Here is an 11885-nt window from a genome sequence, read left to right as displayed (position 1 = left end):
AAAACACCACATCTTCGATTAACCTATCGAAGATGTGGTGTTTTTTATTTTTAAACTCATTCATCCTGTCCAGCTTATTCACTGCTTACGAGATCAGCAATCAGAATATAGCGGTCTGGCGCACTGCCGAAAAAGTTGAATGGGTAGCAGGTGGTCACGGTTAGAACAGCAGTAGATGTCGGCGTTATAATCGATTTGTCATCTTTTGGGACAATTTTGATTTCCCTGATTTCGTACGTGAATGTACCTGCTGCTGTATCAACAATGAGTTGATCCGTGATTTCTAGCTGCCCCAGTTCTCTGAATACGGTATCGCGGTGTCCAGATAAAACAGAGTTATCTTTTTCCCCCGGCAACACACTGCCTGCGAAGTGCCCAATTCCTCTGCTTAACTCATCTTCATCTGTTCCATGAACGATCGGCAGCACTTCATTGATTGCTGGGAGTGTTAAGTTTCCTATGTTTTCACCGATAGCCGGTCTTACCGGATAAAGAATTTCATGCGCATTCGTTTCATTTTTTTGCGATGCTTTTGCAGGCTGCGCTGAGGTTTCTACTACAGTTTGCACTGCTGGCTGTGTTTCCATTTTCGGTGCTGTTTCTATTTGTGCTTTTGTTTCTGCTTTTGTCTCTGCTTTAATTTCTGGCTGCGTTTCTGTTTCAAGCTCTTGTTTTATTTCTCTCGGTTGCTCTGCCTCGACATCCTGCTCTTCCTGCACTACCACTGATTCAGGTGCATGGTCTAAAGCTTTAGGCTGTTCTTGGGTCTGCACTACCGAAACAGGGGCAGGTGCCGACTGCATATAAATTTGATAAGATGCCCACCCAATTAAACTTATGCCTATGATTAAAAATCCAGGTGAAAGTTTCTGTGCAATTCTTAAAGCCCGTGCACGGAAAGGACGTTTATTCATACGCTTTTCTTCTTTTGAAGAAAACTAATCCCATCATCGACAATAACGTTCCACCAAGAAGCAGGCTGTACCATGGAGTAGCGGTCTTCGGAAGTTGCCCTCCTGTCACTGTAGGTACGGAAACTGAAAAAGATCCAAGATCAGTTTTTTCACCAGTGGCGTCTGAAATGAATTCTACGTTTACGAGATAAGTTCCTACAGGGACATTTTCTGCGGTGTACGTGATTTTTTCAGTTCCTTTAACTTCGTATTTTTTCCCGCCTATATCGAAAATCCAAGTACCGATGTCCTGAACGCCATCTGGCAACTTTGCATCAATTGTGATGCTGCCATTCGGATTTACTTCTAGCTCCACTGAGGAAGTATCTCCATTTGTAACAGGTGGCGCGGGTTGATCAACTATTGGTGCCTGCTCTGGGTTTGGTGCTGGTTCCGGATTCGGTGTTGGGCTTGGTTCTGGTGTTGGATCTGGATCCGGTGTTGGATCTGGGTCTGGCGTTGGCTCTGGATCCGGTGTTGGCTCTGGGTCCGGTGTTGGCTCTGGATCCGGTGTTGGATCTGGATTCGGTGTTGGATCTGGGTCTGGCGTTGGATCTGGATCCGGTGTTGGATCTGGATCTGGCGTTGGTTCTGGATCCGGTGTTGGATCTGGATCTGGCGTTGGATCCGGGTCTGGTGTTGGATCCGGGTCTGGTGTTGGATCTGGGTCTGGTGTTGGATCTGGGTCCGGTGTTGGATCTGGGTCCGTAACTGGTGGTGCGCACACTGGCGGTACAACAATTTGTGTGTTAGTAGCATCAGCTGTTACAGCTGTCTGTGCCAACATTCTGCCGTAAGTATTTGAGTTTGCGCCTACTGTGATGGCTGATTTGCTCATTAGAGTACCGACAAATGTGCTGCTTGCTCCAATAGTGGCAGCATCGGCCACCCAATAAACATTACAGGCCTGTGCTCCACCCTGTAAAACAATCTGTGTGCTCGCAGCAGTTGAAAGTGCACCGCCAATTTGGAAGATATAAATTCCATCGCCATTCAGGATGATACTGGATCCCATCGTGACGCCTCCGCCAAACTCGTAGACACCTGGAGTTAAGGTATCTCCACCTAAAGTAGCACGTGTGAAATCAGCGCTTTGTGTATCAGCATTTCCCATGGCTCCTTGAAAGTCTGTATAAGCAGCATTGTAGGCCGCATTGGCGATATCTGTTGAGCCCGTGACAGTTGCTGTTCCTGTTGAACCGCCGCTGGCTAAACTGCCAGTGATTGAAGTGCCTTCTGTGACAGTCGTGGTGGCGCCTATAATTCCGTAGGGACTTGCGGATCCAAGTCCCGGAGCCACGCCAACTGCACTTACAGGTATTGTGAAAAGACTTAGTAAAAGAAGTACAGTCATAAAAATTGATTTAGACCTAATATTTTCCATTTAAACCCCACCTCTTCACTAGTAATATATTCCTCTCAATGTACTGTTATTTGTATTTTTAGTCAATTTAATAGTACGCATAATCCAGGTTATCTCAATAAAACAGTACGGAATGTTTATAGGACTGTATATATATTGAATTTACCTACTACCAGAAGAAAAAGCACCTTAAAAATGGCCGATGCATAGATCTATATACCCTCACCCCACTACCTATCAGTAAAAGCTAGCTGTTTAGAATAAGCTGAGTGTTATTTAAACAAATTATTACCAGTTTTCTTGTAATTTTCGATCTGTTTTTGGGTAAATGAATAATTATGATAAATAGCGTTTAACCTCTGTTTTATTTGCGCGGAGTATTCAGCTTCAATAAGATGCTTTCTTATCAGTACCAATCCTCTTTTTCTGGTTATGTTGAGAGAACAGAGAAATGGAATCGCTTAAAATGGTGCTTTCTGTAGATAGGATTTCTGAATCGAATACTTCCACTCTTTCATACCTCAATATTCCGTTTGCTCCTATTATTTTTTTTAAAAAAGTAAATTGAAAATTTACTACGAAGTTCGAACTATGTAAGCGCAAGCAATACTTTTAACCCATATGAAAAAGTACCCATATTATCTTAAGTAGGATTTTTTTAATATTTTTTTGTCCAAATGATAAATTTAGATTTTCACAAATGGATAATTATAGAAAAAATAGAGATGATGGTGTCATGATACTGTATTTATATACCTTTAATTGAGCGTAAAGGCATATTTACGAATCACCAGCATAGATTTAATAATAGGTAACTACAAGTATGGTTCGAAATTTTAATAGAAACCTACTTTGCATCCAATCCTCTTATGGTTATTAGGAACTGTATTTCTTATAGTTCATATTTTTGAGTATTTTACAGCAAATGTCTTACAACTAAATTTTTCACCGAAAATATTAGGAGTCTGCCACAGCAATCGTGCCACTGAGTCATTCAAAATTTTACCTGATAATTGAATACCTAACCTGCGGGAGAAGGATTTAATGGAGAAAGGACAGTACAAATGGAAAAAGTTCATGCGCTCCCCTTTGACAAAGCATTTATGACCGCGATACAAGATATGGTATCCATCGTAAGCATTGAAAACGACTCTGTTTTCACATACGAATTTTTAAATCAGGCGGTATTCGAACGATCTAACTTAACATCCGCTGCTGTCGGGAAAACTTTTCAAGAGGTTCACGACAAGGACATGGCAGACTTGTTGAGCCTGCATTATGCGAACGTGCTGAAAACAAAAAAAGCATTCATTTACAGTGATTCGGAGTATTCCGAGTCTACTTTAACACCATTGCTTGATGAAAATGGCAACTGCACCCACATCATTGGGGTCATCAAAGAAGCTACTGCTGAACGCCTTGCAAAACTGGAATACCAGGCACCTTCGGAACAGATACACGAAACTCGCTCCAGATACCGCTCGTTGTATGACAATAATGCTGATGCGATTCTTTCACTGGACTTAATGGGTAAAATTCAAACCGGCAATTCAACGGTCGAGCAGTTAACTGGCTTCTCGCTCGAAGAAGTAGTGGGCCTGGAGCTCAGTCAATTTATCAACGAGGAAGATCATGACTTGCTGATTGCGCATTTCAAACAAGGACTGACAGGAGTATATCAGGATGTCCGCACGAAGTTTCGCGGAAAATTTGGAGATTTAATTGGAATTTCTATTCAGTTTGCACCTATTGAAGAAGGAGACGATATTGTCGGATCATATGCTGTAATGCGGGATATGAGAGAAATCGACCACCTGATCAACCAGTATGCTGAAAGTGAAAATCGCTTTCGCATTATTGCCGAAAATGCACATGATGTGATTGTCTTGCGGGATGACAAAGGCGAAATTTTGTATGTTTCTCCTTCTATCAAACGAGTTTACGGATTTGATCCAGAAGAATATATGGAAAAACCTTCCTTCCACAGCGTCCATCCCGATGACATTTTGCAAGTAAGAGAAATCTATGCACAAGCTGTCAAAGAAGCCAAAAACTATGTGATTGAGATTCGCATGGAGCATAAAATCGAAGGATGGCGTTGGTCAGAATTACAAGGGACACCAATTTTTAATGAACAAAACCAGTTTATTCATATGCTGACGATTACACGGGACATCACGCTGCAAAAAGAACACGAAGCCAAACTTCATTATTATGCATATCACGATTCATTGACCGGCTTGCCGAATCGACGTTTTTTCAAGCAGCAGCTTCATGAAGAAATTGCTTCTCAACAACATACGGAAGAAACTTTAGCCGTTATTTTGTTGGATATTGATCATTTCAAAAAAATCAACGACCAGTTGGGCCATGAAGTAGGAGATGCGGTCATTGAAGAATTTGGCAAGCGTCTCACTCAATCACTTGAAGAAGGTGATATTGCAGCCCGCCTTGGCGGTGATGAATTTGTCCTGTTGCTTCCAAGTGTGGCCACACGCGAAGAAGCCATAAAAATGGCTGAAAAAATTCAATGGGCGATAGAAGCTCCATGGATCATTGAAAATGGTCCATCATCAGTTTCTTCCAGCATGGGCATTGCATTAGTCCCACTGGCAGGTGCGACAGTCTCATCCATTTTGAAGAACGCAGATCTTGCGATGTACGAAGCGAAAGAATCCGGCAGAGGCACTTACCGTCTTCAAATTCTGTAAAAGTCCTCATACTTAAACTTATGAAGAGGATCCAGTAAGTGAAATAAATTGGTTTTTCAACTCTATCTGAGAAAGGAGTATTGCTTTGAGTTGCTTGAGTACGACAGGCACCTTTTCTATTGCTTTAGCGGATTCAAACCAAATGCTCGGAGAAGGCCTAAAAGCGATTTTAACTGACTTAACTAATGAGTTTTCGTTCATCGATCAACAGCGTGATTTGACAAGTCTGACGAAAACGTTTGAAAATCACGAACCGCAAATCGTTCTAACAGAATTGTTCAACGGCGATACTCATGAAATCAGCGACTTAAAAAAGTTCACTACAGAGTATCCCGATAAAAAAGTGATAGTCTATTCTGTTTCTGCAGAAAAAGATCATGTTCTGGAAGCTTTTAAAAATGGGGCCGCAGGCTATCTATTAAAAAGAGCTGAAATCGATGCGATTATCAATGCCTTGCGCACCGTCTCCCAAGGCCATTATTATGTAGATCCTCAAGTAGCACCTTTTTTGATACACGAAGTTCGGCGGTTAAGCGACGCTTTCAACAGCAACGAACTTTTCTCAATTCAACTTTCAGATCCTTCTCCAAAGCTTTTGACAAAAAAAGAGGTACACATTGTTCGCTTGTTGACCCAAGGCAAAAGTAACAGGGCCATTGGGGAAGCACTTGACATTAAAGAAAAAAACGTCAAAAATTATGTTTCGAGCATTCTGTCGAAACTAGGGGCAACTGATCGAACGCAAATCGTTTTAAAAGCTATTAAAAACGGATGGGTGGAACTATAAAACTCTAACGTCCACTAACGGCAAGTTAACTCTATTTATTAAAACCTGAAGTTAGGTTGTTGAACCAAAAGTAGTCATTTCAGCTGTATTTGGGCAAACACAAGTTTCGTTAGGGGATACTAGAATGGTCAATGTGAAAAAGGCTCCGATTTTCTTAATGTTTGCTTTCATTATTGGGTTTTTAGTATGGAGCGAACTTTTTAAAAATCAGGAATTGATAAAAGTAACCGGAATCAGCATCATGCGGCTGCTTGCCGGCATTATCGCCTTTGTTTGGGTGTTTCAAGTTTATCACAAGCAGTTTGGTCAACAGAAAAACTTTTGGCTCTTATTAAGCTTGGGGTTATTCTGCTCTGCAATTACCAACTTTGTATGGCTGTATGTTTATTTAACAGGCGGAGTATTGGCGAACAATGCCTGGTTCCCTTTGTTTTGGTTTTCGTCCTCTTTCTTTTTTTTAGGAGCGTTAATCTATAAAGCCCTAAAGGAAAACTGGATTTTTGCGAACAGGATATACCTTTTCAATATTTTGGTTTACCTAATTACTGCGGTTGCTATTGGTTATCATTATTTAGTTGAACCGATGCTGCTCAATCCAGATATCCCGTTTTTGGTTATTGTCTTTGTGATGTTCAACCAGGTAGTCACTTTAATCACTTTTTTTATTATTTTGCTGCTTTACTATTTTATTGAGTTTAAAAAAGAAAAAAATGTTTTGTTATTGTTGCTTATCAGTTTTCTTTTACAGCTGCTAGCCAACTTCTCGTTTATTTATTTATCAATCCTGGAAAGTTATCGAGCCGGAGGCAATGTTGACTTATTATGGGTGATCGCCTCTTTGCTCATTGGATTCACGGGATTTTATAACAACGAGCTTATAGCAAGGAAAGATCAGAAACCAATAGGTTCATTCGATCAAAAAGTGCTAGTCTTTCCCTATATCAGTATTCTCATACTTATCGCATTAGTCGGCTATAATAACCGCTGGAATTATAACGCTCTAGGCTTGGGACTGGTTCTCACAATTTTGCTGGTTTTGGGACTTCAAATTTTTGTTATTCACAAAAATAAGAAATTGATGGATCGACTCGGAGACTTGGCTTACCACGATCCATTAACCGGTCTAGCTAATCGATCGAGTTACATAGAAGACTTAACTACATTGATGCGTAAAAGCAAGGATCAGCCTTTTGCTTTGCTGCTAATTGATATTAACCGCTTTAAAGCAGTTAATGATGCTTTTGGACATCATGTTGGAGACAAAATTTTGGCAGAAACTGCGAAAAGACTGAAAGAATTTGAGAATGCCAAAATCCGATTGTATAGATTGGAAGGAGACGAATTTGTCATTACCCTTTCTGGTTCAAACAAAATGGATGCCGTATTTTTTGCTGTGGGAATTTTGGGAAGCTTTCAGAAATCGTTCCAGGACCTGGCTTATGAGATTACCCTGTCTCTAAGCATAGGCATTAGCATGTATCCTGATCACGGAAATTCCGGCGAGGACCTGTTAAAGAATGCCGATGCCGCAATGTACCTTTCTAAAAGAAGAGGCGAAAATGAATACAGCTTTTATAGCACGGAGTTGCAAAGCCAGCTCACACGGAAAACGGCACTTGAAAAACATCTGCAGCACGCAATTGCAGACAATCAATTGAGCCTTGCTTATCAACCAAAAATTGACCTGAAGGATGGGACAATAACCGGTATGGAAGCCTTGCTGCGGTGGAATCACCCCGAACTGGGCTGGATCTCTCCAGCAGAATTTATTCCGCTTGCGGAGGAAACCGGACACATCATCTCTATTGGGGAATGGGTGCTGCGAACTGCATGTTATCAGAATAAACGCTGGCAGGAACAAGGGCTGCCAGCCGTCAGCGTTTCCGTCAACGTGTCCGTATCGCAATTCCAAAATGGCAAGTTTTTAAAAACAGTTGAGAAGGCATTAAAGGAGTCGAAATTGGAAGCTCATTTTCTTGAATTGGAAATTACTGAAAGCATCATGCAGAACATTCAAGAGAGCATCGATTTATTAAATCGATTGAAGAAAATGGGCGTCAAGACCTCTATTGACGATTTTGGAACCGGCTATTCGTCTTTGCATGTTTTGCAAAAGCTGCCTATTGATATTCTGAAAGTCGATAAGTCTTTTATTGATGAAGTCGGAAAACAAGCTCCGTACACGATGGTCAAAGCAATTATTGAACTCGGGCTAAACTTAAACCTTACCATCGTGGCGGAAGGAATCGAAACGCAAGAGCAACTGCAATTCCTGCAAGAAAATGGCTGTACAATCGGCCAGGGTTACCTCTTTTCCAAACCTGTTTCTGCAGTTGATTTTGAGGAATTGCTGAAGACTGGAATTGCATGGAAAAGACCCACTCGAAAGGGTTCTTTGAAACTAAGCTGAGTTCACTAATAGGAGTTGGCGTGTAGCGTACTACTTAAGGCGTGTAAAACTAAATGAAAAAGGCTCTGTCAAAACCAATTGTCAGAGCCTTTGGCGTGTGCTGTGGAATTCTTTCTAATGCAGCTCCTGCTGCTAATTTGAGAAAAAAGACAAATTGAGCGCATAAAAAAAATCAATCACGTAAAACATTCGCTTACAGCGCATGCTTTGTCGATTGACCAGCTAAATACAAACCATATAATCATCACATCTCTTCAAAACGGGAAGGAATCTATTTGTTTAATCACAGCTTTAATTAGCTGAGAAAAGCAGTAGATCTTTCAAATCAATAATTTCTTGAGTCGATAATTTAATATCGTCTTCTAAAAACCAAACGCGTTCATGGTTTTTTACTGTTTCAAGAAACAGTTCACTTTTGGTAAGGGAGGATTTTTTAAAGGAAAGCAATTCGTTGATTTCAAGAACTTCGTAAATATCGAGTACGTGCGTCATAAATATGCCCCCATTCAGTAGTACATTTCGTCTATATCTATTAGTTTACCCTCTTCATCAAAAAACAACCCTTTTATTGTAAAGTAACAATAATTTGATTTCCAGGTGGCTTTCATTGTACATTTGCGTCTTCCGCGGACCACTTTCTTTTTTATTGTATAACCTCTCTCTTCCGGACAGTTGTATAAATCAGCAAAATAACATTTGCCAATACACTAGCAATAAAGATAGTAATAATGTCTCGCGAATTAGCTCCAAACAGTAGAAAAATCGGGACTGCCACCAGCCAAACGCCCATGAACATCAGTATGAATTTGATCATTTAGAATCCCTCCAAGTCTTTTAGCGCGGAACATCTATCCACTTAAAGCGTTACTAAAGTTGCCACGACAAAGTAAACAATAAATCCCAGAAGGAACAACAAAATGTACTTTGCTTTTGATCCCATCACTATGACCCCCGTTTGTTAGTTGCCTCTATTCCTACCTCTTCCCTTGCGACTCTATGCCTAATCCCTGATCCAGTAAGTACAAGAAATCCCTGCACAAAATGCATCTAAAACGAAACTTTACTTGAAAAAAACAGTATATGTACTAGATTCAAATATATTTTTTAGCAGGAGGAACATTGGAATGTTTAGGTCGAACCTTACTAATCAGCTGCTCAGAATCGCAGGGATGTGGACCGTTTACTTTATCGTCCTGTTTACTGGAGATATCTTATCCTATTCCCAAAATCGAAATTTCTTCATTATTATCACTGTGGCCTATATTCTATTAACCCTATTTTCACTTTGGCGAATCAAGAACCCCAGTAAAAAAGCACAAGCTATCGAAAATGAAAGTTGAAAAAAGTCAGCAGAAGAACGTCCAACTCCAAGTCCCCATACAAATAAAGGACAACGAAATGTACATACATTTCGTTGTCCTTTATTTGTTTAGTTTGAACGAAATTCAGCTTTTTTTCTCATCACGACCAATGTGCACATGGCCATCTTGCATAATTTGAATCGGTTGATAACTTTCCAAAAAACTCATTCTCACATGCCCGGTAGAATTCAAATCCGATATTCCTTTTATATAGGCCTCTTCATCTGTAATCAATCGGTAAAAAGAACAAAACCCCTCTTCGGTATCCAAAGACTCTTCAAAGACGAACTTTTCTCCGTAACTTTCTTCAAAATATTGGATTGCCGCCTCATGACTTTGAAACAATGGCAGTCCAGCTTCCTCCTGCATTTTCATTCCCCCTAACATACCATCTGGCAATTCGAATCAACCTATGCCAGCTCCATTTTGTTAGTTAGAGTATACCGTAGTTCGATTTCTTCCTTCAAACTTTGACTCATACAGTGCTTTATCCGCTAACTTGAAAAGTTCATCCGCTGAATCGGTATGCTTAGGGAATTCTGAAACACCGATTGAAACCGTGATTGTTCTCCCAGGAATCATGCTTGTCTTTTCGACTTTTTCGCGAATTTTTTCAGCGAGGTTAAAAGCACCCGGTGTGTCTGTGTCAGCCAGCAGCAAGACAAACTCTTCACCACCGTACCTGAAGCAGAAATCGTTATTCCGGGTAACATTTTGAATGGTCTCAGCCAATTGTTTTAATGTTTCGTCTCCAGCGTGATGCCCAAATGTGTCATTGATCGATTTAAAGTGATCAATGTCCAACACCAGCAAGGAAAACAGGCGATTTTCACGTGACCAGGCATTCAAAACTTCATCCATTTTTCTTCGGTTCTGCAGGCCGGTCAGTGCATCAGTTGATGCAGACTGACTGAGCTGCTGATTGTTGCGTTCCAGTATTTCAAAAGCGATGCCGACACTTCTGGTCAATAAGTCAGCCTCCCGGTTCCAATGAGGCTCCATCAGCGCCTCCTTTAACGGTTCAGCTACCGGTTTCCCTTCCGCTAAGCGATTGACCAGGTTGCCTAAACGAATAAAGGGTGCTGCTAATTTACGGGCAATAAAAATCGATAAAAGCAGCAATAGCAAAAATGGAAGCAGCATATTGATCAACAAATCTTTGAGTTGGTCTGCCAACACCCCTTCAACAAATGAATAAGGCGTTTGCTGCACAATTCCCCAATCGGCCTCGGGCACATAACTATAGGCCGCGAGCATCGGAATTCCGATGTGATTTGTAAAAAGCTCCATGCCGCTCTTTCCCTGTGTTAACTTGCGGACAACAGCATCCTCATTGGCACTTTCCCCAATTAAACGCTTTTCCGGATGGTAGAGCATGGTTCCTTGAGGCCCCACAACAAAATAATGAGAGCCGTTTTTTTCAATCTCATCATTTCCAAGCAAATCATTTAAGACGTTTGGTTCTTGAAGATATATACTCCCGCCAATCATTCCTCTATAGCTTCCATCGCTCGCATAAATAGGCTGAGTCATCAAAATCAGCAGACGGCTTGATGGACCAATATAGGGGGGCGTCAACGTCGGCTCTTTTAAGTCCAACACCTCTTTGGTGATGCCTGATGTTATTCTTTCCCCCTTCAGCCCAATGCTAACGGGGCTAATAACGCGGACAAGACCTGTTTCATCCACCCACGAAAAAGAGTTAAAATAACCGCTGCTTACGCGCAAAAGCTCTAGTTGCTCTTGAATTTCCTGGTCACTCATTTCTTCGTGCGCTTCAAGAAAATCCACAGTAGTCTCCAAATTGGTTCTCATCGAGACAAACAATGACTCAACAGAATGGCTCATTTTTTCAGCCTTGGAAGAGTTCAGAGTTAAGTAAGTCTCTATTAAGGATTCCTTATTCGAGTGATGGGTTGAAATCGTGAGAATCAACAAAGTAAAAATAACAGAAGTAGATACCAGAAGGGATAACAACGTTGCCAAGTTCACTTTTTGTGCGGTAAATAATCGTTTCATACGGGAAACTCCTTTGACAATGAAAAGAAATATTTTTGGATAGAAAATACAAAATTTGTATTATAACTTTTATTTTTTTAATAAATTAACATATCTTATTATATAGGTTTTAGGGCTGTATATATATAGTCCTGGATGAAGAAATAATTTGGGGGGTCTCTTACAGTGCAATCTTCAGAAGAAAAAGGTAGTTTTGCGTAACTTTCTTCTAACATTATTTAAGAAAATAAAAAACTCCGCAAGGAAAATCGCGGAGTATCGGATGTCGGTCCATAAAATCA

At 40.7% G+C, this 11885-nt stretch carries 9 protein-coding genes; 3 read left to right on the top strand and 6 right to left on the bottom strand.

The annotated features are described in order from the left end of the window. Nucleotides 1–74: 74 nt before the first annotated feature. Both AC4EG4_RS09695 and AC4EG4_RS09690 read right to left on the bottom strand, forming a co-directional pair. The gene (locus tag AC4EG4_RS09695; RefSeq protein WP_490987679.1) at nucleotides 75–914 is read right to left on the bottom strand and encodes a class D sortase; all 840 of its coding nucleotides are present in this window, start codon (nucleotides 912–914) and stop codon (nucleotides 75–77) included. Further along, on the bottom strand, nucleotides 907–2337 hold the full coding sequence (locus tag AC4EG4_RS09690) for an ice-binding family protein (RefSeq protein ID WP_490987678.1): 1431 nt from the start codon (nucleotides 2335–2337) through the stop codon (nucleotides 907–909). Before AC4EG4_RS09690 ends, AC4EG4_RS09695 begins: the two co-directional genes overlap by 8 nt. Before the next feature lie 1043 nt (nucleotides 2338–3380). On the opposite strand from AC4EG4_RS09690, the gene AC4EG4_RS09685 reads away from it, so the two are divergent. From AC4EG4_RS09685 to AC4EG4_RS09675, 3 genes are all read left to right on the top strand, one after another. Then, on the top strand, nucleotides 3381–5027 hold the full coding sequence (locus tag AC4EG4_RS09685; protein ID WP_490987677.1) for a sensor domain-containing protein: 1647 nt from the start codon (nucleotides 3381–3383) through the stop codon (nucleotides 5025–5027). A gap of 85 nt (nucleotides 5028–5112) precedes the next feature. Continuing rightward, nucleotides 5113–5814 carry a LuxR C-terminal-related transcriptional regulator gene (locus tag AC4EG4_RS09680; protein ID WP_490987676.1) on the top strand — a complete coding sequence of 234 codons (702 nt, stop codon included), beginning with the start codon at nucleotides 5113–5115 and terminating at the stop codon, nucleotides 5812–5814. A gap of 124 nt (nucleotides 5815–5938) precedes the next feature. Beyond that, entirely contained in the window at nucleotides 5939–8224 is a 2286-nt protein-coding gene (locus AC4EG4_RS09675) for a putative bifunctional diguanylate cyclase/phosphodiesterase (protein ID WP_490987675.1), read from the top strand. A gap of 291 nt (nucleotides 8225–8515) precedes the next feature. Here the strand turns inward: AC4EG4_RS09675 and AC4EG4_RS09670 are convergent, their stop codons facing one another. The 4 genes from AC4EG4_RS09670 to AC4EG4_RS09655 all read right to left on the bottom strand — a co-directional run bounded on the left by AC4EG4_RS09670 (nucleotide 8516) and on the right by AC4EG4_RS09655 (nucleotide 11604). Next, entirely contained in the window at nucleotides 8516–8716 is a 201-nt protein-coding gene (locus AC4EG4_RS09670; protein WP_490987674.1) for a hypothetical protein, read from the bottom strand. A 151-nt stretch (nucleotides 8717–8867) separates the two neighbouring features. Next, the gene (locus tag AC4EG4_RS09665) at nucleotides 8868–9038 is read right to left on the bottom strand and encodes a hypothetical protein (RefSeq protein WP_490987673.1); all 171 of its coding nucleotides are present in this window, start codon (nucleotides 9036–9038) and stop codon (nucleotides 8868–8870) included. A gap of 631 nt (nucleotides 9039–9669) precedes the next feature. Continuing rightward, complete coding sequence (locus tag AC4EG4_RS09660) at nucleotides 9670–9954, bottom strand: hypothetical protein (RefSeq protein ID WP_490987672.1); 285 nt, start codon at nucleotides 9952–9954, stop codon at nucleotides 9670–9672. Between the two features lie 60 nt (nucleotides 9955–10014). Further along, nucleotides 10015–11604, bottom strand: a complete 1590-nt coding sequence (locus tag AC4EG4_RS09655) for a sensor domain-containing diguanylate cyclase (RefSeq protein ID WP_490987671.1) — start codon at nucleotides 11602–11604, stop codon at nucleotides 10015–10017. Nucleotides 11605–11885: the final 281 nt, after the last annotated feature.

It is taken from the genome of Planococcus sp. TJ-201, assembly GCF_058268495.1.
The sequence above is the reverse complement of the archived record's forward strand: the minus strand, read 5'-3'. Positions and strand labels throughout refer to the sequence as shown.